At 41.6% G+C, this 23397-nt stretch carries 22 protein-coding genes and 1 other RNA gene; 16 read left to right on the top strand and 7 right to left on the bottom strand.

Annotated features, from left to right (window positions below; translation table 11 throughout):
* Nucleotide 1 precedes the first annotated feature (1 nt).
* Nucleotides 2-574: a DUF502 domain-containing protein gene (locus tag HT99x_RS14145; RefSeq protein ID WP_075065284.1), complete on the top strand. Its 573-nt coding sequence runs from the start codon at nt 2-4 to the stop codon at nt 572-574.
* Between the two features lie 133 nt (nt 575-707).
* On the opposite strand, the gene HT99x_RS14140 is transcribed toward HT99x_RS14145, so the two are convergent.
* The 7 genes from HT99x_RS14140 to HT99x_RS14110 form a co-directional block, all read right to left on the bottom strand.
* Nucleotides 708-1694: an ankyrin repeat domain-containing protein gene (locus HT99x_RS14140; RefSeq protein WP_075065285.1), complete on the bottom strand. Its 987-nt coding sequence runs from the start codon at nt 1692-1694 to the stop codon at nt 708-710.
* 112 nt (nt 1695-1806) lie between these two features.
* Nucleotides 1807-2214, bottom strand: coding sequence for a CoA-binding protein (locus HT99x_RS14135; RefSeq protein WP_075065286.1), 408 nt, complete (start codon nt 2212-2214; stop codon nt 1807-1809).
* 8 nt (nt 2215-2222) lie between these two features.
* A complete protein-coding gene (gene rpiA / locus HT99x_RS14130; RefSeq protein WP_075065287.1) occupies nt 2223-2885 on the bottom strand; it encodes a ribose-5-phosphate isomerase RpiA in 663 nt (220 codons plus the stop codon).
* 15 nt (nt 2886-2900) lie between these two features.
* Entirely contained in the window at nt 2901-3365 is a 465-nt protein-coding gene (locus HT99x_RS14125; protein WP_075065288.1) for an EVE domain-containing protein, read from the bottom strand.
* 229 nt (nt 3366-3594) lie between these two features.
* Nucleotides 3595-4176 (bottom strand): 5-formyltetrahydrofolate cyclo-ligase, encoded by a 582-nt coding sequence (locus HT99x_RS14120; protein ID WP_158003351.1) that lies wholly within the window; start codon nt 4174-4176, stop codon nt 3595-3597.
* 32 nt (nt 4177-4208) lie between these two features.
* A non-coding RNA gene (gene ssrS / locus HT99x_RS14115) (6S RNA) lies at nt 4209-4393 on the bottom strand.
* Between the two features lie 13 nt (nt 4394-4406).
* Nucleotides 4407-4775 carry a cell division protein ZapA gene (locus HT99x_RS14110; protein WP_075065289.1) on the bottom strand — a complete coding sequence of 123 codons (369 nt, stop codon included), beginning with the start codon at nt 4773-4775 and terminating at the stop codon, nt 4407-4409.
* Nucleotides 4776-4949: 174 nt separating this feature from the next.
* Between HT99x_RS14110 and HT99x_RS14105 the strand changes: the two genes are divergently transcribed.
* The 15 genes from HT99x_RS14105 to HT99x_RS14035 all read left to right on the top strand — a co-directional run bounded on the left by HT99x_RS14105 (nt 4950) and on the right by HT99x_RS14035 (nt 23323).
* Nucleotides 4950-5513: a UPF0149 family protein gene (locus HT99x_RS14105; protein ID WP_075065290.1), complete on the top strand. Its 564-nt coding sequence runs from the start codon at nt 4950-4952 to the stop codon at nt 5511-5513.
* 16 nt (nt 5514-5529) lie between these two features.
* A complete protein-coding gene (locus HT99x_RS14100; RefSeq protein WP_075065291.1) occupies nt 5530-6843 on the top strand; it encodes an aminopeptidase P N-terminal domain-containing protein in 1314 nt (437 codons plus the stop codon).
* A 6-nt stretch (nt 6844-6849) separates the two neighbouring features.
* Entirely contained in the window at nt 6850-8022 is a 1173-nt protein-coding gene (locus HT99x_RS14095) for an FAD-dependent oxidoreductase (protein ID WP_075065292.1), read from the top strand.
* Between the two features lies 1 nt (nt 8023).
* On the top strand, nt 8024-9211 hold the full coding sequence (locus HT99x_RS14090) for an FAD-dependent oxidoreductase (RefSeq protein WP_075065293.1): 1188 nt from the start codon (nt 8024-8026) through the stop codon (nt 9209-9211).
* Nucleotides 9212-9229: 18 nt separating this feature from the next.
* Nucleotides 9230-10315 carry a glycine cleavage system aminomethyltransferase GcvT gene (gcvT, locus tag HT99x_RS14085; protein ID WP_075065294.1) on the top strand — a complete coding sequence of 362 codons (1086 nt, stop codon included), beginning with the start codon at nt 9230-9232 and terminating at the stop codon, nt 10313-10315.
* On the top strand, nt 10308-10691 hold the full coding sequence (gene gcvH, locus HT99x_RS14080) for a glycine cleavage system protein GcvH (RefSeq protein ID WP_075065295.1): 384 nt from the start codon (nt 10308-10310) through the stop codon (nt 10689-10691). The genes gcvT and gcvH overlap by 8 nt, the downstream gene beginning before the upstream one ends.
* Nucleotides 10692-10767: 76 nt before the next feature.
* Nucleotides 10768-12141: an aminomethyl-transferring glycine dehydrogenase subunit GcvPA gene (gene gcvPA, locus HT99x_RS14075; protein ID WP_075065296.1), complete on the top strand. Its 1374-nt coding sequence runs from the start codon at nt 10768-10770 to the stop codon at nt 12139-12141.
* Nucleotides 12138-13598: an aminomethyl-transferring glycine dehydrogenase subunit GcvPB gene (gene gcvPB, locus HT99x_RS14070; RefSeq protein WP_075065297.1), complete on the top strand. Its 1461-nt coding sequence runs from the start codon at nt 12138-12140 to the stop codon at nt 13596-13598. Before gcvPA ends, gcvPB begins: the two co-directional genes overlap by 4 nt.
* A gap of 134 nt (nt 13599-13732) precedes the next feature.
* A complete protein-coding gene (locus HT99x_RS14065) occupies nt 13733-14512 on the top strand; it encodes an outer membrane protein (RefSeq protein ID WP_075065298.1) in 780 nt (259 codons plus the stop codon).
* A 147-nt stretch (nt 14513-14659) separates the two neighbouring features.
* A complete protein-coding gene (locus tag HT99x_RS14060) occupies nt 14660-15397 on the top strand; it encodes an outer membrane beta-barrel protein (protein WP_158003352.1) in 738 nt (245 codons plus the stop codon).
* Between the two features lie 23 nt (nt 15398-15420).
* Nucleotides 15421-16176 (top strand): hypothetical protein, encoded by a 756-nt coding sequence (locus tag HT99x_RS14055; RefSeq protein WP_075065300.1) that lies wholly within the window; start codon nt 15421-15423, stop codon nt 16174-16176.
* 289 nt (nt 16177-16465) lie between these two features.
* Nucleotides 16466-17224, top strand: a complete 759-nt coding sequence (locus tag HT99x_RS14050; protein WP_075065301.1) for an outer membrane protein — start codon at nt 16466-16468, stop codon at nt 17222-17224.
* Between the two features lie 305 nt (nt 17225-17529).
* Nucleotides 17530-18042 (top strand): RNA pyrophosphohydrolase, encoded by a 513-nt coding sequence (rppH, locus tag HT99x_RS14045; RefSeq protein ID WP_075065302.1) that lies wholly within the window; start codon nt 17530-17532, stop codon nt 18040-18042.
* A gap of 40 nt (nt 18043-18082) precedes the next feature.
* Nucleotides 18083-20344, top strand: coding sequence for a phosphoenolpyruvate--protein phosphotransferase (gene ptsP, locus HT99x_RS14040; RefSeq protein ID WP_075065303.1), 2262 nt, complete (start codon nt 18083-18085; stop codon nt 20342-20344).
* A 186-nt stretch (nt 20345-20530) separates the two neighbouring features.
* The gene (locus tag HT99x_RS14035; RefSeq protein ID WP_075065304.1) at nt 20531-23323 is read left to right on the top strand and encodes an EAL domain-containing protein; all 2793 of its coding nucleotides are present in this window, start codon (nt 20531-20533) and stop codon (nt 23321-23323) included.
* Nucleotides 23324-23397: the final 74 nt, after the last annotated feature.

Raw genomic sequence — 23397 nt, 5'->3', positions numbered from 1 at the left:
TATGTTTAAAAAGACTTTTTGGAATGGTTTGAAGATTTTTGTGCCGGTTGTCTTGACGGTGGCCATTGTATTTTGGGCGTTTAGCACGCTGGAGACATTTTTTGGTCAACTCATACAGTTTATTATTCCCGAACAATATTATTTTAAAGGTTTGGGTATTATCGTTGGTGTGGCCGTTATTTTTATAATTGGTTTGCTCCTCAATGCCTGGGTGGTGCGAAAACTATATAGTTTTGCAGAAAGGCTGGTGCAACGGATCCCCCTGATTAAAACCGTTTACAATGCCATCCAAGATCTGATGAGCTATTTCGATAAAAACTCTCAATCGACTGAACAGCAAGCGGTCATGATTGAAACCAGTTTAGGAAAAATCATGGGGCTTATCACGTGTGATACCTTAGCCAATCTTCCTTTGTACTCAAGCGATCAAGAAGTGTTGGTTTACATACCACTTAGCTATCAAATTGGGGGCTTATCGGTTGTGGTTCCTAAGAGCGCAATCAAACCTATCAATTGGTCTGCTAATCAAGCAATGAGTTTTATCTTAACCGCAGGGATGACAGGTAAGAAATAGGATGAGATCTGGTCATTGTTGATGGATTAAGATAAGAATCCCCCGCTCGCTTAAAAGCTCGCTGCCCCCTTTTATTCAAAGGGGGCGCCGCTATCAAATCTGTTACCTATGCGTTCGGTTTGGGCCTAGAACGCTAGAGGATGTAACATGCACAGAAGGGAGTTTCTGTGTTTTTGGCTTCATCAGGCATGACAGGTTCATCTTTTCTTGTGTTTTTGATTCTTGAGGGAATAAAGGGTTGAGCCTCATGATGGGTTGCTTGTAAAGCATCTTGAACATCATCATCGGCAGGAAAATCTGTTAGGCAATTGAAAAGGCGAAGACAAAGTGGTTCTGTAGAACAATTTGACCATGCTATCGTGATGGCATTATCAAATTGCTGCTCGATGATTTGTATGATCTGGAATTGTCTCTTTTCAGAGCAACCACGCATTATTTTAAATACCTCTTTTGGACAATGGCATACGGCATCCCAATTTTCGTTCAGAATATCTTTAAAAGCTTTTTTTAAGCATTCCAATCGACCAAGGCTATGTATTTTATTTAAGATAGTCTCTAACAATGATAAAATTTCAGGATCAAATATTCTGCTTCGAGAAAAAATATCTTCTAGAAATTTCTTGCCTCTACACTTAGCAATATCAATCTTGGCATGGTTATTTAATAACAACTGAATTATTTGCATCGAATATTCTGAATAATGCCCTAGGCACCAGCTGAGGGGCACCATACCGTGATTATCTGGGATATTAGGATCAGCGTGGTGGCTCAATAGCAGTTGCAGTTTTTCGATAGAAGGTTGGTAGTGCATGCAGGCATTTAATGGGGTGCTACCGTGTTTATTTTGAATATTAACATTGGCTCCTTTTTCTATTAATAACAGCATAATTTCAAGATCGTGGCAATATTCTGCGACTAAGAGTAGCGGTGTGCTATCATAGCTATCAAAATCTCGGTGAGCATCAAGTTCAATCCCATTTTCAATTAATGGGATGGCAGCCGCTTTTTTTTCTGGTGACCATCTCCAATTATTATAGCCTTGTCCCCAAATTGATGCCCCTTTGAATATTTCAAAAAAAGCGTCTGTATTTTTTGATTTAGTATCGGTGCCTAAAATCATACTGTTACCCCTCATCGAGGACGGAAAGTTTTTGGCATTTTAAGCGATGTGGGCTGTAGGGATAAATAAGAAAAAGTCTCAAATCTATGAGGGGAATTGCAAAGGTTTTTTTCTAAATATCTTTAAAACCCAACGCAACTAAAATGCAAGAACCATCGGCAATCACATTGATATGCGCATCCTGACATTTTTTAACTGCCACGGCGCTTTCAGCGCCGGGTTGCATCCAGATATTTAAAATCCCTTTATTAATAGCATCATCAACAATTTTTTCCGTAATCGCAGGTGGCGTGATGACGGAAATACTTTTGACTTCGGCGGGTAAGCTATTAATATCTTCGTAACAAGTAATGCCTTCAATTACCTTGGCACGAGGATTAACCGGATAAGCAGTTAATTGATGTTGCAGATAACAACGCAATACTTTATTACCATATTTCTCACGGTTAGTAGAGGCACCAATCACCGCAAATGCCTTGGGTAAAAAAAACTGCTGAATGCTATCTGGGAAATTTTTCATAACAATCCTTAACGAGGGGTTAAGGTTTCAATGCCATATTGAGTTGCTATTAATACTTTATCAGCACCTCGCAAAGCAAATAGACCATTCGTGACAACACCAGTAATTTGATTAATCGCTTGTTCTAAAGCAATCGGTTGTAAGATTTGCAGATTATGAACATCGAGAATTTGATTACCATAATCGGTGATCACTCCTTCTCGGTAAACGGGATCGCCGCCTAATTTGACCAGCTCTCTGGCAACATAGCTTCTTGCCATGGGGATCACCTCAACGGGCAATGGAAATTCGCCAAGTTGTTTTACCCGTTTCTTTTCATCAATAATACAAATAAATTTTTTGGCAATCGCAGCAATAATTTTTTCGCCGGTTAAAGCCGCGCCGCCACCTTTGACCAGTTGGCAATGATTATTGCATTCATCAGCACCATCCACATAGACCGCAATCGGGCCTTCATTGGTGCCTACAACGGGGATCCCATGATCTCTTAAACGCTTTTCCGTTTCTTTAGAGCTTGAAACGGCACCTAAGATGTCATTTTTCATGGTGGCTAAGTAGTCGATGAAATAATTAACGGTACTACCGGTGCCAACACCGACAATGGTACCAGGCTGTATTTCTTTTAAGGCAGCTTCAGCGACTTTTTGCTTCAATTCATTTTGCGATGCCATATTTTTTATTCCTATTTAAAGCATATTGAGGATAGTTCGCCATTCAGTTTGACTGACAGGGAGGATAGATAAGCGGTTACCCCTTTGTAAAAGTCGCATTTTACTCAGCTTAGGATTCATTTTTAAAGCTGATAAGGTAATCGGCGTGTTGAACTTTTCTTTGAGCTTGAGCTCGACAAGATACCAGCGAGGCGCTGCCATGCTGGATTTCGGGTCATAATAAGGTGATTTGGGATCGCAGGCTGTAAGATCAGGGAGCCCAGTACGAATCACTTCCATAATCCCAACAATGGCGGGTACCTTACAGCTTGAGTGATAAAAAAAGGCAAGATCGCCTACTTGGAATTGGTCGCGTAAAAAATTTCTGGCTTGGAAGTTTCTAACGCCTTCCCAAGCGGTGACCTGTTTAGGTGATTTTTTTAAGTCATCGATACTGAACGTATCGGGTTCTGACTTCATGAGCCAGTAATTGAGTCCCATATTATCATGTTCTCCTTCTTGGCTTTATTTTCTTCTTGGGGGGCAGTTTATGAAAATCCTTAAAAAAAGAAAAGAAAAAACTTGATATCTCATAATCTAGACTACACTATTAGTAGCTTTGCTTAGGGGGGATTATGATTCGTCGAAATATGGATGCCATGTTATTGTTGGCTATTGTGGTGAGCCTGGGTTTGGTGATTAGTAGTTATTGGATATTATCCGGTGGCTTTTAAAATCCTTTGTTGTAGCAGCGTTTTTCAGTAATAACCATGTCAAGTAATATATCTAAATCAGAGTGCGGTAACCGGTTAATTCTTTGCAAGTCATAAGCGAGCCCTAGCATATAAGGCATGTGCTTCTTCATATTCTCAGCTGCGAATGTCCGATCATAATAACCACCTCCCATCCCTAAACGATGCAAAGTGCTGTCAAAGGCCACTAGCGGGGTTAGCACCAAATCAAGTTGCCAGGGATAAATAAGTTTTGTTCTGCTGATTGGCTCAAGAATGCCAAAACGATTTTTCTCAAGACGAGACTCGCTGTCTACCTTCACAAATTCTAATGAAGAGGCTGGGGTAATAACGGGTAGGTAGCAAGATTTTCGCTGCTTGAGCGCTAAACGCAGAATCAAGTTGGTGGAGATTTCGCCATGATGGCTCATGTACAGCGCGATATGCTGCGCTTTTTGATACTCAGGTTGTTGCAGTAATCGCATGCATACTCGCCTCGCGGCGAGTTGCTTTTCGGTAAAAGTAAGTTGAGATCTTTTTTCACGAATTTGACGTCTGAGTTGTTGTTTTAACCAACGCACCACATTTCCTCGTGATACATGACTATAAGGATGGCTTCCCCAGCATTGCCGCTATACTGATTTGCCTCGAACCCAGTTGGTTCAAGTGGGATCCTCAGGAACATTTCAGGCTTCCCACTCAAGGTGGGCTTGCACAACCATGTTCACATTCTGGCTCCCAAGGCATATTAACATCGGCTCAGAAGACAGTGAGTATTGGCAAACAAGCCAGGTAAAGCCAAATCTATTCTTTACGCTTCTTCTAGCGCTTCCTCTTCTACCTTTTCCATCGTGGTGGTAGCGTAGGATTCTTTCAGCGCAGGGTTTTGCGCTAATACGGTATCAATCTTTTCTTGCAACACACGTAACCGTTCAGAAAAAATTTCGCTGGGTTCGTGCTGCGTACTTTTCAGCGTTATCAATTCATTTGCAATGTTCAACGCTGCCATGACGGCAATTCGTTCCACGCCTATTACGCGACCTGTGCTGCGAATTTGGCGCATTTGCTTATCTAAGTAAAGCGCAGCTTCACGTAAAGCCTGTTCTTGTTCCTTTGAACAGCTTACTAGAAATTCCTTTTCTAGTATTCTAACACAGAAACCTTTTTCCCCAATACTCATTTAGCCAATGCTCCCAATGATTCCTAAATTGCAGTTATGATAGGCAGAGCCGATGCACGGGGTCAATACATACACCCCCGTAGAGCTGAATGACGGGGTTACAATCAAATCATTTACGTTAAGTGATATGTTAAGCTACGCAAGACTTAAAATGAACTGCATAAGAGTGAAGTAATGAACGAAACAACAAAAGAATGGCCAGATTATGAAGAATTAACAGCCATGTTGTCTGCCGCAAATACACCCTTTTCAGCGGGCTATGTTCATGGAATGATGAGTGGCATGCTGTGTACCGACAGACGATTACCCGAAAAAATATGGGACGATTTTTTAAATGAGATGTCGGCATTGAAAGCCTTGGTAACAGAAAATGAGTTATTGAATAAACTTTTTATGTTGACCGCAAATCATCTGGAAGAGGCATCGGGTGCCATGATGTTAATTCTGCCAGAAGATGAAACCTTATTATCAGTGCGCTTAAGTGCCTTATCCGATTGGTGCGGCGGATTTTTAGATGGCATTGTTTTAGATAATGCAGGACTCTCATTACCGATCGTTCAAGAAGCTTTAGCCGATTTGGTTAATATTAAAGAGGTTGCAACACAAGCCAAATCTTCAAAAACGAATGAATCGTTATATGTGGAAGTTGTTGAGTTTGTTAAAGTTGCGGTTTTATTGATTCATGCAGAATGCCAACCACCCATCCCAGGAAATGGGGATTCATTTCCTATCCATTAATTAAACAGGAGTTGCCATGCTATCACAATCTAGTTTTAAAGCACGACGTCAAAAAGTGTTTGCGCAAATGCATGATAATAGCATTGCTGTCTTATCAGCAGCTCCTTTGCAACATCGTAACAGTGATACCGAACAACCCTTCCGCCAGGATAGTTATTTTTATTATTTAACAGGATTCGATGAGACGTTTGCGATTGCGGTTTTGCTTAAACAAGCGGGCAAAGAAAAATTTATTTTATTTTGCCAAGAACGAGATCCTTCGGCTGAACAATGGACAGGAAGCCGAGCAGGTATCCATGGCGCAATGGAGCATTATGGGGCGGATGAAGCCTATTCCATTAGCGAAGCATCATTAAGATTTAATGCCCTCTTTGCAGATATACAGACTATTTATTTCTTAATAAACAATAATCCTGCTTTTGATAAAAAATTGCTTTCATGGGTGGAAACACAGCGGCAAAAAGCCCGTAAGGGTGTTGATGCGCCTTCCAAGTTTATCGATTTGCGTCTTATTCTAGATGAGATGCGTTTATTCAAAACCAAAGAAGAGATTGCCATTTTATCTCAAACCTGTGAATTATCAGCGCATGCGCATGTGCAAGCGATGAAAAATTGTAAAGTGGGTATGTATGAATATGAAGTAGAAGCAATCTTGTTATATGAGTTTTATCGTAAAGGCAGCCGTCATGTTGCCTATCCTTGTATTGTTGCAGCAGGAAATAATGCCTGTGTTTTGCATTACACTCGAAATAATTCGTTGATTAACGATAATGAATTAGTGTTGGTTGATGCCGGCGCCGAATTACAAGGCTATGCCGCGGATATTACCCGAACATTTCCCGCCAATGGTCGCTTTACCAAAGAACAACAAGCGATATATGAACTCGTACTTGCATCACAAATGGCAGCGATTGAAGCGATTACCCCGCAAGCAACTTGGGATCAAATGCAAAATACGATTTTGCAAGTGTTAGTGCAGGGCTTAGTGGATTTAGGACTGTTAAGAGGTGATGTCGCAACCTTAATTGAAGAAAAAGCTTACTTGCCTTTTTATATGCACAATAGCGGTCATTGGTTAGGACTTGATGTGCATGATGTAGGGCATTACAAAGTGAATGCAGGATGGCGAAAATTAGAAAAAGGCATGGTCTTTACGGTTGAGCCTGGTCTTTATATTGCCCATGATAATCAGCAAGTCGCTGAAAAATGGCGAGGCATTGGGGTGCGAATCGAAGATGATATTTTCATCGATGATGAGGTTGTGGTCTTAACCAAAGATGTGCCAAAAACGGTGGAAGAAATAACCAAAATCATGCAAACCAAGGCGTAATGATCGATGTTGTATGATGTTGTCATAATTGGTGGCGGTGCGGTGGGTGCAAGCCTTGCTTTAATGTTTGCGCAAGAAAATTTCCAAGTATTGCTTATCGAGAAAAAAGCGGCGAGCACAAAGCTTATCCCTGATAAAGAGGCGCGTACTATCGCGCTGTCATTTGCGAGTACGCATATTTTAGAAGCATTGGGGATCTGGCAATCGTTACAACATCGTAGCGTACCCATACAAGAGGTCAGAGTTTCGGTTGCGGGTCGTTTGGGAACAACTCGTTTAGATGCTAAAGAGCAAAAGGTACCTTTTTTAGGCCAAGTTGTCTCCTTTGATGAACTTGAAAGAACGGTATTTGAGGCATTAGCGCATTTGCCTAATGTTAAAATAATGCGACCGGCTACCTTGCAGCATTATCAATTATCTTCGCAAGGATGGGATCTGAGCATTGCCGAAGAAGAAAAGATCTTGCCAATAAAAACGCGCTTGCTAGTTGCCGCAGATGGCATTGATTCCATGTTACGCAAAGCATTAGCCATTGCAGTGAATAAAACGGAATATGGGCACTTTGCAGTGATGAGTAATATTGAACGCAGTGAGGTTGATTCTTTTACAGCATTTGAACGCTTTATGGCACAAGGTGCCATGGCCTTACTGCCATGGCGAAACCAAATGGCAACGTGTGTGATGACAGCGCCGATGGAGCAAGCTCAATCATGGATGGCAATGTCGGATCAAGAATATTTAACAACCTGTCAAGATCTACTGGGTCGACGACAGGGTAGACTGATTGGCTTGGGTAAACGCATTTGTTTGCCCTTGACGATGCAAATCGCAACACAGCAGATGAGTCATCGTTTTCTCTTAATGGGCAATGCAGCGCACAGTTTACATCCGATCGCGGCTCAAGGATTAAATTTAAGTTTGCGAGATATTTGGCAGCTACGACATCAAATAAGAATGAGCAAAATGCCAATCGATGTTGGAAGCCCCCATTTTTTAGAGACTTACATCAAGGCTCGGGCAAACGATCAATCACGAATTATTTTTGCAACAGATAAAATCGCAAAATATATGTCAGGGGGGCCTTTGCCCATGAAATTGCGTGCTTTAGGCATTACGCTATTCGATAGCTTTATGCCGGCAAAAAAAATGTTTACTCGTATCAGTATGGGGCTTATGTAACATGCGATATGACATCATTGTTGTGGGTGCGGGTATGGTGGGACTTAGCTGCGTACTTGCCTTAGCAGAGCAAGGCTTTAAAGTTGCATTGATAGAAGCGCAAACAACGCCGCCTAAACCCTTGCCACAAACACAGCAAGCATTCGACAATAGAGTGGTTGCTATTTCACGAGCCTCACAACAACTCTTTGAACGCTTAGGGATTTGGTCAATTATCAAAAATTCGCGAAGTTGCGCTTACCAATCGATGAAAGTGTGGGATAGCACCATGGATGGTAAAATCGAATTTTGCGCGACTGATTATTTTGAAACGGATCTGGGGCATATCATTGAGCAGCAAGTGATTCTAGGTGCTCTATGGCAGAAAGTAGCAGGGCATCACAGCGTTACCTATTACTGGGGAACCACTGTAAAATCGCAAACCACCGATGAAAAAATCATTGAATTAACGCTTGCCAACGACGAGAAATTGCAAGCGACATTGGTGGTAGCCGCAGATGGGGCAAATTCGATTTTACGTCAATTATGTCAACTGTCTTCTCGAGGTTGGGATTATCAGCAAAAGGCCGTTGTTGCAACGGTGAGGGGTGAATTGTCACATCATGACACCGCTTATCAACGGTTTGCAAGTGACGGTTCGCTTGCGCTATTACCACTGGCTGATCCCTATCATAGCTCTATTGTGTGGGCAACCTCTCCTACCTTTGCAGCCAATTTATGCAAACAAGATGAAACAAGCTTTAATCAAACCCTAACGCAAGAAATAGATGGTGTGATGGGCAATTTACAGTTGATAGGGCAGCGTTTTACCTTTGAACTGCGTACCCATCATATCAAAAAATATGCAGCTGCGCGCTGTGTTTTTGTGGGTGATGCAGCGCATACGTTACATCCTTTGGCAGGACAAGGGGTAAATTTAGGATTTCTCGATGTTGCAGAGCTTGTGAAGGCGGTGAGCCAGGCAAAAGGTAAGGCAAAAGATTTTGGCTTACCATCAGTGCTGTTACGCTATGAGCGACGTCGTAAATGGCATAATCAAATCATGATTTTCTCGATGGAATTATTCAAACGTGGTTTCATGTCACAAAACAATTTCATTCAGCGAATACGTAATAGTGGTTTGAATTTTGTTGATAGGCAAAAGCCCTTAAAACAACTTTTTGCAAGGCTTGCGATGGGAACATTTTAACAAGGAAAAAAAAGAGACATGGAAAAGTCGACTCCTCTTTACCACAAACATCTTGAATTAGGCGCGATGATGGTGCCTTTTGCTGGTTGGCTCATGCCATTACATTATGGTTCACAGCTTGAAGAACATCATGCCGTTAGAAATGATGTGGGTGTTTTTGATGTATCACATATGCGCGCGATTGATATTCAAGGTATGGATGCCATGCGTTTTTTGCGCCAACTACTTGCGAATGACATACGAAAAATACCCATAGGAAAGGCACTTTATACCTGCATGCTAAATGAACAAGCAGGCATAATTGATGATTTGATTGTGTATCATTTAGGTGATAATGCCTATCGCTGTGTGGTCAATGCAGGTACCACAGATAAAGATTGGGAGTGGTTCCTTAAGCAAGCAGCTTCTTTTGAGGTAACGCTTACTTCCCGTGATGATTTAAGTTTGCTCGCACTGCAAGGGCCGAATTCATTTGATAAATTGGCCCAGGTATTGCCGAGTATTAAAGATACGCTGCAAGCATTATCTTCATTTCAATTATTATCAGAGAAAGATCTTGTTATTGCTAAAACTGGATATACCGGCGAAATGGGGGTTGAGTTGATGATTCCCAATAAAGAAGTGGCTGCAATATGGGATAATCTGATTGCACAAGGAGTCAGGCCAATTGGCTTAGCGGCACGTGATAGTTTGCGTTTAGAGGCGGGTTTAAATTTATATGGTGTTGATATGGATGAAAATGTGACACCGGATGAATCCAATTTAAGCTGGACAATTGATTTGAGAGATCTCGAACGTCACTTTATTGGCAAAGAAGCATTATTAGCTAAAAGACAGCAAGGTGTTCTCTGGCAATTAACGGGGATTATGCTATTGGAAAAAGGCGTTTGCCGTCCCGATATGACAGTGCATGTTAAAGATGAAAATAATGATTGGCAACAAGGAAAATTAACGAGCGGTAGTTTTTCACCAACCCTCGCTTGTGGCATTGGCCTTGCACGGCTCCCAATAGGATCTTTTACTCAAGTCAATGTTGAAATTCGTGGCAAGCAAGTGCCTGCCAAATTAATCAAACCTCCATTTGTAAGGAAACAACATGGATAATATTCCACAAACGCTAAAATATACGCAGACGCATGAATGGGTTGCCCGTGAATCAAATGATGTTTGGACGGTTGGCATTACCGATCATGCTCAAAAACTGCTGGGAGATGTGGTCTTTATAGAACTTCCTGCCGTTGGAGATAAAGTCATTATTAATAAAGAGTTTGGTGTGGTGGAGTCGGTTAAAGCCGCTTCTGATTTATATGCGCCAATCTCCGGTGAGATTGTTGCCATCAATGAATCATTAGTCGACCATCCTGAATTGATTAATCAAGACGCTTATCAACAAGGGTGGATAATTAAAATAAAACCACAAGCACCAGAACAATGGGAACAATTGCTTGAGGCACAAGCGTATTCACAAAAAATATCGTAAGTGAGAGCAGGTAATCCGGCTTCGCTAAAAGCTACGCCGGACAAGCAGCATCAATTCAAAATGGGAAGCGTATAAAATGCCATTTATTCCGCATACAGAAAGTGATATTCAATTAATGCTGCAAGAAATTGGTGTTGAATCAATCAACTCGTTATTTGATGAAATCCCATCTGCGTTAATGATCAATGATATGCCAGAGATCCCGATGGGACTTAATGAAATGGCAATGATGCAATTGATGCAATCACGCGCAAAACAAACAATGGAGTTGCAATGCTTTATTGGGGCAGGTGCTTATGAACATCATATTCCTGCGGCGGTTTGGGATTTGACGCAGCGAGGCGAATTTTTAACAGCTTATACGCCCTATCAAGCGGAAGCAAGCCAAGGTAGCCTACAGTTGATGTGGGAATATCAAACGATGATGGCATCGTTAATGGGAATGGAGATATCTAATGCTTCATTGTATGACGGTGCTTCAGCTTTAGCAGAAGCGGTATTAATGGGTATTCGTTCTAAGTCAAAAGAAGTGAAGCCTTGCGTTTGGATTGCTAGTAACATTCATCCATTTTATCGCCAAGTGTTGCATACGATTTTAAAACCTCATGCAATACCAGTGAAAGAAATTGCTTATGATCCAACTCATGGCGTTGTGACATTAGAGGCTTTGGAAACACAATGGCAACAAGAAAAATCACTCACAGTTTTGGTGATGGGACAACCCAATTTTTTTGGACGTTTAGAAAATGTGGATACGATAACGGATTGGGCACATGAGAAAGATGCCGTGGTTGTGGGAGTAGTTAATCCCATTGCGATGTCATGGTTAAAACCACCGGGACAATGGGGAAAAAGTGGAGCAGATATTGCTTGTGGTGAAGGACAACCCTTAGGTGTGCCATTGGCAGGTGGGGGGCCCTATTTCGGATTTTTATGTTCAAGAATGAGTTTGGTGCGACAAATGCCAGGTCGCTTAGTGGGTTTAACGCAAGATCAGAATAATCAACCTGGTTTTACCTTGACCTTGCAAGCCAGAGAGCAACATATTCGTCGTAGCAAGGCAACCTCGAATATTTGTACCAATCAAGGATTATTAGTGACAGCGGCAACAATATACATGAGTTTGCTGGGGCCCCAAGGTTTAAAACAGATAGCACAGCAATGCTATCTTAATCATCAAGTTCTCGTACAGCAGTTGTTGGCGATTGATGTCAAGCCTTGTTTTGTAGGCGAGCATTTTCATGAATCGGTATGGCAGTTGCCTGCTGATGTGAATAAGGTATTAGAAACACTCTGTGAACAAGGTATTGCTGGTGGATTTAATGTCAGTCCTTACTATCCATCATTAGAAAATGCTTTGCTTATTTGTGCGACAGAAACCAAAAGTTCTGAAGATATTGAGCATTTTGTTAAGATGCTTAATGCTGCAATACAAAGGAGTCACATATGACTATTTTTGATAAGAGTCAGCCTGGACGACAAGCGTCAGCCCAATTTCCAACATTAACCAAGACACCGGATTTGCCGCAAAAATGGCTTCGTCAAGATATACCGTTATTACCGGAATTATCAGAATTAGAAGTTGTTCGTCATTTTACTCGGCTTGCACAACAAAATTATTGTATTGATACGCACTTTTATCCCTTAGGCTCCTGTACGATGAAATATAACCCAAGAGGTGTGCAACATGCTGCAATGTTACCTGGGTTTTTGCATCATCATCCCTTAGCGCCTTTGATGAGTAGTCAAGGATTTATGCATTGTCTTTATGAATTACAAGAATACTTAAAAGCCATTACAGGTATGGTTGGTATTTCATTAACGCCAATGGCGGGTGCTCAAGGTGAGTGGGCGGGTGTTGCAATGATGAGAGCTTACCATCATGAACGCCAAGATTTTACGCGTACCGAAATATTGGTACCCGACACGGCACATGGTACCAATCCAGCATCCGCTGCGATGTGTGGTTTTACGGTACGCGAAATACCGACAACGGATGATGGCGATATTGATATTGTGGCGTTAAAAGCGATGGTGGGGCCGCAAACCGCTGGCATTATGCTAACCAATCCTTCAACACTTGGGGTATTTGAGCGTTCTATCACGACGGTTGCCAAATTGATTCATGAAGCAGGTGGATTACTTTACTATGATGGTGCAAATCTCAATGCCATTTTAGGCAAAGTTCGCCCAGGCGATATGGGGTTTGATGTGATGCATATGAACTTGCACAAAACCTTTGCAACGCCGCATGGAGGGGGTGGCCCCGGTAGTGGTCCGGTTGCCGTGAGTAAACGATTACTGCCTTACTTGCCCGTTCCTATTGTTGCAAAAGAGGCACAAGCTTACCGATGGTTAGCTGAGAAGGAATGTCCTCAAACGATTGGGCGCTTATCTACCTTTATGGGCAATGCCGGTATTCTCTTGCGGGCTTATGCATACTTACGCTTGCTAGGGAAGGAAGGATTATATCGCGTTGCAGAATATGCAACCTTGAATGCTAACTATTTGATGGTGGCCTTACAAAAACTAGGTTATCAAGTAGCCTTTCATCGACGTGCGACACATGAATTTATTATTACCTTAGCAAAAGAAGCAAAGCAGTATGAAATGAGCGCAATGGATGTTGCTAAGCGGATATTAGATGCAGGATTTTATGCGCCAACAACCTATTTCCCATTATTAATTCCAGAATGTTTTTTGATTGAACCAACCGAAACAGAATCTAAGCAAACGCTAGATGCCTTTGTTGCAGCGATGCAGCAAATAAGGCAAGAAATGGCATCTGAACCTGAAAAAATTCGCAGTTCTCCAAGTCGTTTGGCTTGCAAACGCTTAGATGAAGTAAAAGCCGCTCGTGAATTAAATTTAGTGTGGAAGCCAAAAAGTATTGACTCGTCACCATAGCGCCGTGTAATTTGGCAGAGAGTTTATTTTCGGTTAATATGGCTCTGAAGCCCTGATAAGGGCGATGGAATACTTTACAGATAAACTTGATAACTTAAATAAAAAAGTTTCATGGTTATTAAGGATGATTTCCCATGCGTATGAAATCCGTTTTGGCATTTACTGTTTTATCCGCCTCCGTGTTCGCAAGCACACTAGGCCAAGCAAGTTCATCTAGTAATTTCTTACTAGGTGGCGAGTTGGGTTGGGCAAGACAAAAAGAGGGTTTTACCACTCAATTTGTTACAACTTCTCCGCTTGTTATTCCCGCTATCACCGTTTACAACAATCCTGCACAAAGCATCATGATCACCGATCAAGGGATGATCTTTGGCTTACTTGCTGGATGGCAAATGCGTTGTAATCGATGGCTTGCTGGTATTGAAGCGAATGTAGATTTTCAAGAATTTGATGAAACTCGCCAATTTGCATTCACTGATAGCGTCACTGGTTTGCACGGTGTATTAGGCAGCGTACGTTATGAACGCGGTCCTATTTACGCTTTGACTTTACGTGGTGGTTATTTTGTAACCCCAGGCTTCTTACCTTACGTTCGTGTTGGCGCACAATACAGTCGTGATGAAGCAACGTATCAAGCAAACATTGGCAGCAATCTTGGCGCTCCTTTTGGATTTGTTTCGCTTCCTGATTTTAGCTCCAAGAAAGATGATATTTGGGGCGTCGTTGCGGGTATTGGTGTAGAATTCCCTGCATTCATTGGTCCATCAACGATTCGCTTTGAATACACGTATTCTGCGACTGAAAATATTGTTATTGATGATAGCACTGCTCCTATTATCGGCACACATAATTTCCGTCATCCGCAGCCAGAAACTAGCGCTATTAAAGCGTCATGGGTGTGGAATTTCGTATAATACTTTTTTAAAAGAAAGTCCTAGACGCCAAGTTGAGCAATCAGCTTGGCGTTTTTTTATTTTAAAATTACATTGCCTGAGATTGCTGTTATCAAGCAAGACGCTATAAGATGAAGCATGCAAAGCTGCTATAAGAAGGTTACTGTCGTGAATAAATGTCGGTTAGTGTTGTCTTTATTAACGCTGCTATTAACAGTTAATGTGCAAGCTTATTGGCAGGGTGAGCCTTTGGTTGGGGTATCTGTCGATTACGCAAGATACGATGGACGTTACGACATAGGCCTTTTCTATACCGGATTTCCGATAGTGCCCAAAACCGATTACCAAGATAGACAAAGAAATACCGGTTTTGGTGGTGGCGCATTATTAGGGTACCAATTCATTTGCAATGATTGGGTTTTGGGCGCCGAGTTATCTGCTGATTGGTTTGATACCAACAAAGAGCGCGTTTTTGTTTTTACCGATCAAATCAATGCGCTGGCTTGGGATACGGCTTTACAAGCACGTAACAAAGGCTTTTATGGTTTAAGCGCGCGTGTAGGTTACTACATGGCTCCGTTCTTTATGTCCTATGTTAGAGTCGGTGTTGAGACAGTTCATCAAGAAATAACCGCTCGATTTAATGGAGCGCCAGGCGTTTATCCTTTTGGTCTGACCTTGAAAGATAATTCATGGCAAAATCATGTTTTTGTTGGTGTCGGCGCAGAATTCCCCTTACCACTTTTTTGCCAACTCAGTTTGCGCATGGAATACAACTATCACTTCCCTAGCGCAACTTTACAGGGGCGTGGTCGAATTTTAGATGGTGTTGTTAATCCAGCCTTCTCTGTCGAAGCAAGGCCTTCCATCGACACCGGTAAAGTTTCCTTGATTTGGAATTTTTAAAAGCACAGCTAAGGGATAAAGGGATGAAAAGAAATAAATTAGCAATATTCGGGATCTTCTTTATTTCTTTAACGGCACAAGCCTTTGAAAGTGATTGGCTGGGCAATTGGTTAGTGGGTGCTTCAGCAGGCTATGGCAGCAGAACGGGTAGCAATCAAACTCAACTTAGTTATAATGGCAGCCTTTTTCCTAGCACCTATCCACAATCACTCATTATCAGTGATTATAGTGCACCCGGTATGATCTTTGGTCTCTTTATGGGATACCAAGCCGTCAAAGGAAGTTGGTTAGTGGGTGGGGAGCTCAATGTTGATCATCATGATATGAATGATGATTTACCTTTTGCTTTCACGGATGCGGGGAATGCGATTGGCTGGAGTGCGCTTACCCATTATAAAAGAGATTTAGTCGCGGCATTCACAGCAAGAGTGGGTTATGCCTTAGCGCCTTACTTTATGCCCTATGTGCGTTTAGGCGTTGAGTTTGGACGAGATACTTTAACGACGCGTTACGACGCGAATCCTTCGGTTTATCCTAATAGCATAGAAGTCTCAACAGCGACCTATGTTCACCGTGCATTGAGTGGCTTTGGTTTTGAAATCCCTTTGCCAATGACATGCGGCGCCACTTTTAGGATGGAATATAATTGGCATTCTAAGAGTAAGACAGTTAAAGCGAGTGGCTTTTTACCGGATGGATTGGTCACGCCTGCATTTGAAAGTGCATTACAGCCACAAACGCATTCAGGCAGAGTTGCTTTAGTGTGGAATTTCTTTTAAATGTTTTTTGAGGCGCAGTACTCAATTTTGCTCACTTTTCTATTAAAAAAACCGTCCCTTGAGATGCTTGCAGTGTATTACTATTATTATCAATGAGATAAAGCATAATAAAGCGTCATTATTTTGACGTTTCGTCAGCTCTAGCAAATGATTTTTTAAAGTTCAAATGCAAAAAGCATCATATTATGCAAATTGTTAACTGTGAGTTTCCTAGCATTTGACAAAATTATTCTCAAGGCTTATACCTAAAATGTGTTTAATTAACTAACATTAGTTTGGGGTGAAAATCATGAAAAGAATTGGAATCTTATTATGTCTTTCTTCAAGCTTATTTGCAGCTTCAGCTGCACAAGCTGGCTGGGAAGGTAACTGGTTATTAGGTGTGTCTGGTGGTTGGGCATGGCACAGCGATCGTGACGTAGACGTAACAATTATTCATCCAGCTCCTGGTAACCAAATTACTTCATTTCGTGCTGGTGACGTTGGCGACAGTAACAGCAAATTTATCTGGGGTTTATTAGCAGGCTATCAAGCACGTTGCAATAGCTGGTTGCTTGGTGGTGAAATCAACGTTGATTGGCGTGATCATGGTGATGATGGTGCTACTTTCTCATTCATCGATCCCGTTGATGGTGCAGTGAGTGGTTCAGTAAGTGGTAATTCCCACCATAATGCTGTTGTTGGCCTCACCGCTCGAGTAGGTTATGAAGTTTCCCGTTATTTCTTACCTTACATCCGTTTAGGTGCAGAAGTAACACGTGTTGATGATGTCGATTTCGTTGCAATTGCGCCAGCAGTACCTTATTCAGTGGCTTATGCTAACGATCGCAATCATCGTTGGGGCTTTGTCGGTGGCGTAGGTGCTGAATTCCCAGTGCCATTATGCAATGCATTGTCACTACGTGCTGAATATAACTACCATTCACACAGCAGACATGACGACGTTGTTGCTTTAGCTAGCAACCTTGGCACACTCTACACAATCAGTGGTGATGGCAGCCGTCATGAAAACACGGGTAAAGCTTCTTTAGTGTGGAACTTCCTTTAATACACACTAGAAGTATCTTAACTTAGGCTAGGCGGCAAGCTGAAAAGTGAACCGCCTTAGCAGTTTGTCAGACACCCCAAGTTTAGCAAAGCGCCCTTATTAGTGCGCTTTGCTTTTTCCTTAGTCTTCGCAAATTCCCCAGCGTTGTTGGCTCGCCATCTCACAATCGTCATGTATTTTGTATACACTGCGACCCGTCTTCGCAAAGGATCCCCCGAATCCATCAAGCTTTGCAGATTTGTTTGCTGAGTTGCCCGCCTTTGTGAAAAAATAATCACAAATAACCAAGTCAAAAAGAGTACCCAGTGATTGATGAAAACGGCTTTCGCCTCAATGTAGGGATTATCTTAACTAACTCTCATGGTCAGCTTTTTTGGGGGCGTCGCGTTAACCAAGATGCGTGGCAATTCCCACAGGGGGGCATCCACGATAATGAGCAGCTCGAAGAAGCACTTTTTCGTGAGTTATATGAAGAAATTGGATTATCTCAAAAAGAAGTATCGATTGTTGCCGAATCTGAGCAATGGTTAAGCTATCGCTTGCCTAGACGCTTAATTCGTAGCGATACCCGTCCCCCTTGTATTGGGCAAAAACAAAAATGGTTTTTGCTACGTTTGGAAGGCGAAGATAGCTGTATCAAGTTAGATGTTTCAATCAAGCCAGAATTTGATCATTGGCGTTGGGTAAGTTATTGGTTCCCACTTTATCAAGTTGTTGCTTTCAAACGAGAAGTTTATCGTCAAGCGTTGCTGGAATTTTCACCCAAAATAATGAATATCAAAAAAGAATTGATGACATTAGATCCACTTGACCATTAAAATTCAGTGACGAAAACCGCGACGGAAAAGGAAGATACAGTTGCTTAGCGTTCTCAGGCAAATTGTTCAAGAAGTGAATGAAGCACAAGATCTGCAAGAGGTGTTGCGCATCATTGTCGAACGTGTTTCCTGTGCGATGGGAGTAGAAGCTTGCTCTGCCTATTTAGTCGAACGCCGAAAGCATCATTATTTGCTAGTCGCATCGGTAGGTTTCTTAGACGGAGTTGATGGTAAGGTGACCATTCCCCTTTCTGAGGGGTTAGTCGGTTTAGTGGGTGAGCGTGAAGAGCCTATTAACTTAAGCGATGCTCCAAGCCATCCTCGTTATCGGTATTTTCCTGAAACAGGGGAAGAGCGCTATTCTGCCTTTTTAGGCGTACCCATGATTCACCAACGAAGAGTGGTTGGTATTTTGGTTATTCAACAACGTCAACCTCGCCGTTTCGATGAAGGAGAAGTTGCTTTTTTAGTGACCGTTTCTGCTCAATTGGCAAGTTATATTGCCCATGCGAATGCAGGCGGCGTCATGACGCATTTTACTGTCACTCAATCTAATCTACCTTCGACGTTACATGGTATTCCATCAGCCCCAGGGATTGCGATAGGAACAGCGGTATTGGTTTTGCCTGCTGACCTTGATGCGGTCACTGATAAAGAAATTACCGATATTGATAGGGAAATTGAATATTTTGAGCAAGCATTGGAAACAACGCGTGCAGATATTCGACGTTTAAAAGGTCATTTAGCGAAAACACTATTACCTGAAGAGCAAAATTTATTTGATGCCTATTTGAGTATGCTGGATAGTCGCAGCATTAAAGAAGATATCATTGCACTCATTGAAGAAGGGCATTGGGCTCCTTATGCATTACGTAAAATTATTAAACGCCAAGTGCATAAATTTGAAACGATGGAAGATCCCTATTTGCGAGAACGCTCAGCAGATTTACTGGATCTGGGGCGGCGCGTTTTAGCAAATTTACAAAGTGAAAGCCCATTGCCTCATACCTATCCCCACGACACCATTTTGGTGGGAGATGAAATATCAGCCTCCGATCTGGCAGAAGTGCCACAAGATCATTTATTAGGGATTGTTTCTTTAAAAGGTTCAGCTAATTCGCACGTCGCTATTTTAGCGAGAGCAATTGGGATCCCGGCTGTCATGGGCGTTGCAGGTTTTCCTGCGCATAAGTGTGATCGAAAACAAATTATTGTTGATGGATACCATGGGGAAGTATTTACTTCACCAACGCAAGCAATGATTTCTGATTTTGCCAGATTGGCAGCAGAGGAAAAAGAATTATATGCAGGCCTAGATGAGCTGCGAGAGCTGCGTTGCGAGACGCCAGATGGTACCAGAGTTGCACTTTGCGTGAATGCGGGTTTAGTCGCAGATATTCGTCCTGCATTACAAGTTGGCGCAGAGGGAGTCGGTCTATATCGTACTGAAGTCCCTTTTATGATACGTGATAGATTTCCAAGTGAGGAAGAACAGTATTTAATTTATCGACAATTATTGGAAAGTTTTGCGCCAAAGCCGGTTACCATTCGTACATTAGATGTTGGGGGCGATAAATTTTTATCTTATTTCCCAGTGACTGAAGACAATCCATTTTTAGGATGGCGTGGTATTCGTATTACGCTGGATCATCCTGAAATTTTCCTGGTACAGCTTCGCGCCATGCTTCGTGCAAGTAATGGATTACAAAATTTGCGAGTTCTCTTTCCGATGATTTCCTGTATCAGTGAAATCGAGGAGGCTTTGAGATTACTACGCCAAGCTCATCGTGAAGTGATTGATGAGGGGGGTAATGCTCGCTTTCCTGAAACGGGCGTTATGATTGAAGTGCCATCGGCAGTCTATCAAGCACATGAACTCATTAAACGAGTTGATTTTTTATCAGTAGGTAGTAACGATTTAACTCAGTATCTACTTGCGGTAGATCGCAACAATCCCTATGTTGCCAACCTATATGATTCACTCCACCCAGCAGTGCTGCATGCATTAGCAATCATTGCCAATGCTGCACATTCACAGAATAAACCTGTTGCAATTTGCGGTGAAATGGCCTCCGAGCCCACAGCAGTTATTGCATTGCTAGGGTTAGGATACAACCAGCTGAGTATGAATGCACTGAGTTTGCCACGAGTTAAATGGATTATTCGTAACTTTACCGTGGTCAAAGCACAGCAATTAGTGAAAGAAGTGATGAATTTTCATCACGCTCAAGACATCAGACAATTTCTTGAAAGTGCGCTAGAAGATGCGGGGTTGGGTGGTTTAGTTCGTGGTGGCAAATAATACTCTTCCCATTTTGAATTGATGCTGTGTTGGCTGCGCTCTCACCCCTGTTATGCACTATGCGTGCACTCCTGGGGCTTTACTCACTTGCCGCCTTAGGCCTACGAGGTCCCCCTTGAGGGGAAATTCAGAATAAAACGTGCCATTCTTTGTATAATACTCTCTATTCTGGATCTGACTAGAGCTATGGGACGACTAAGGCTTTCTTTCAGTCAAAAAGTGCAGCTATATGCTTGTACAGTTGGTTTGATTTCCTTAATATTCGCCGGCATTGCATTTGTTGTTTTAGAGGCTAAGCATTCACATGTCGAGCTGGAAAATGCCCTCCAATTTAAAGTCGATTTAATTAATCATTCTATTGGGCAAGCATTAGCGACTAATCAAATCGAGAAGACAAAAGAAATTTTAGAATATTTCAAAAAAAATCCTGAAATTGTAAGTGCTGGTATTTATTCGGTTAATGGGGTGCCTATCGCAGTTTATAACCCTAAAGCATTACCGCAAGCTGAATTATCTTTATCGACCAATAATCAAAGCATTCTTTTCGGGAAAGACGATGTCAAAATCGTTGGAGATATCACTTATAATAATCAGATCGTAGGCAAAGTCGTTTTGCTGCATTCTTTAGATCAAATCAAATACCATATTAATTATTTAATTATGATGATAACAATTGTTTTAATTCTATCATTACTGGGCGCGGTATTAGTGACTTTCTTCTTGCAAGATGTGTTAACGAAATCCTTGAACAATTTGTCGAAAACAGTGAAAGAAATCACAAAGACAAAAGATTATTCTTTGCGCGCTGAAGTATTAACGCAAGATGATCTGGGTGATTTAACCCAGGGAATTAATTCCATGCTTGATGAAGTAGAAGGTAGAGATAAAGCCTTGACTAAAAGCGAAGAACGCTTAAATCTTGCGTTATGGGCCAGTAATGAAGTCATGTTTGACTTAGATTTTGAAAACAATAATTGGTATATCGATGAAAGTTTTACCAATCTGACAGGGTATCGACGTGATCAAATGCCAAAGGATAGGGAGCAGTATTTTAAATTAGTGCATCCAGAGGATATTCATCAGATTAAAAGTGAATTACGAAGTCATTTAGCAGATGAAAAACCTTTTTTTGTGACTGAACATCGGCTGCGACATAAATCAGGAAATTGGCGTTGGATGCTAGCTCGAGGGAAAGTGGTAGAGCGTAATAAACATGGCCATGCTTTGCGAATGGTCGGAACCTTACTAGATATTACAGCCAAACGCGAAACACAAAAGCGTTTGGAATTATTTAATAAGGTTTTTGAAAGCACAACCGAAGGGGTTATTGTTACCGATCCTGAATTTCGAATTATTGAAATTAACCCTTCATTTACGCATATCACAGGCTATTTAAGACAAGATATTATCGGTCAATCCATTAATATATTACATAGTGATAAGCAGAATGAAGATTTTTATCGACGGATGCATCTTTCGTTAGATACCCAAAGAAAGTGGCAGGGTGAACTGTGGGAGAAACGCAAAAATGGCGAGATTTATCCGCAACGTTTAACGATTAATGCCATGTTAGATGATAAAGAACAGCTGATCCATTATGTTGCAGTATTCTCAGATATTACTCAATTTAAGCAAACAGAAGATGAGTTGCAATACTTAACGCATCATGATGCGCTAACATCATTGCCCAATCGTACCTTGTTGATGATACAACTTGAAACTGAAATTCAATCTGCCAAAGCAAATCATCAACGCTTGGCATTGATTATGTTAGGTATTGATAAATTCAAGGTGCTGAATGATTCATATGGTCACGAGGTAGGAGATACTATCTTACAATTGGTTGCAACGAGATTACTTCGTTGCGTTAAAAGAAAAGAGTTGGTTTCACGCGTAACTGGAGATGAGTTTGTGTTGATTATCGATAATGTAGAGGATTATGAGCAGCTTAAACAAACCACACAAGAGATTTTGCTAACCATTACTGCTCATTATTTCAATATTGAATATCATGACATCTTATTAGGTGCATCGGTGGGAGTGAGCATCTACCCCGATGATGCCCAAGACTCACAAACACTCTTTACCAATGCTGATACAGCACTTTATCATGCAAAACTTGCGGAACGGAATTCATTTCAACTTTATATGCCAGGCATGAATAATCAAGTCTTGATAAAGCAGCGAATGGCATTTTTACTGCGTAGCGCTTTAGCGAATAATGAATTTTTTGTTGAATACCAACCTAAAATTGATGCAAGAACGGGTTTAACTTGCGGTGCTGAAGCTTTGCTGCGCTGGCAAAATGCTGAGCTTGGCTTAGTGCCACCAGGGGTCTTTATTCCTTTGGCAGAAGAATTAGGCGTCATTGTGCCTGTCGGTCGTTGGGCTTTGAAAACAGCATGTCAGCAAGCCAGAAAATGGCATGATATGGGATATTCTCATTTAAAGGTCTCTGTGAATCTTTCAGCTTATCAATTTCGTACGGGTGATCTAGTTAAAGAAACCGCTCGTATTTTACAAGAAACACAATTACCAACCCATGCGCTTGATTTAGAATTAACAGAAGGCGTGCTGATTGATAATGTTGATCGCTGTGTTTTGCGCTTAAAAGTATTAAAATCCATGGGGGTTAATATTTCAATCGATGATTTTGGCACAGGCTATTCATCATTGAGTTATTTGCGTCGTTTCCCGATTGACGCATTGAAGATTGATCAATCGTTTATCACCCATGTTTGCCAGAATCAGGAAGATGCAAGTATTGTTGATGCTATTGTTGCGATGGCAAAAGGATTAAATATTCGAACCATTGCAGAGGGGGTGGAAACAAAAGAACAAGTTGATTATTTAATTGCTAAACAAGTCGATGAGTTACAAGGATATTACTATAGTAAGCCCTTACTGGCTGAGCAGTTTATTGAAAGACTGCATGATGAATCTGCCAACATTTCCATAATTGGTCATTCTACTAAATAAAAAAGCGATTTTTGATGGATTAAAATGACATTTGCTGTTTTAATTCATCCCAGTTTCATTTCCCTAATAAAGAT

This window comes from Candidatus Berkiella aquae (assembly GCF_001431295.2).
Classification (GTDB): domain Bacteria; phylum Pseudomonadota; class Gammaproteobacteria; order Berkiellales; family Berkiellaceae; genus Berkiella; species Berkiella aquae.
The sequence above is the reverse complement of the archived record's forward strand: the minus strand, read 5'-3'. Positions and strand labels throughout refer to the sequence as shown.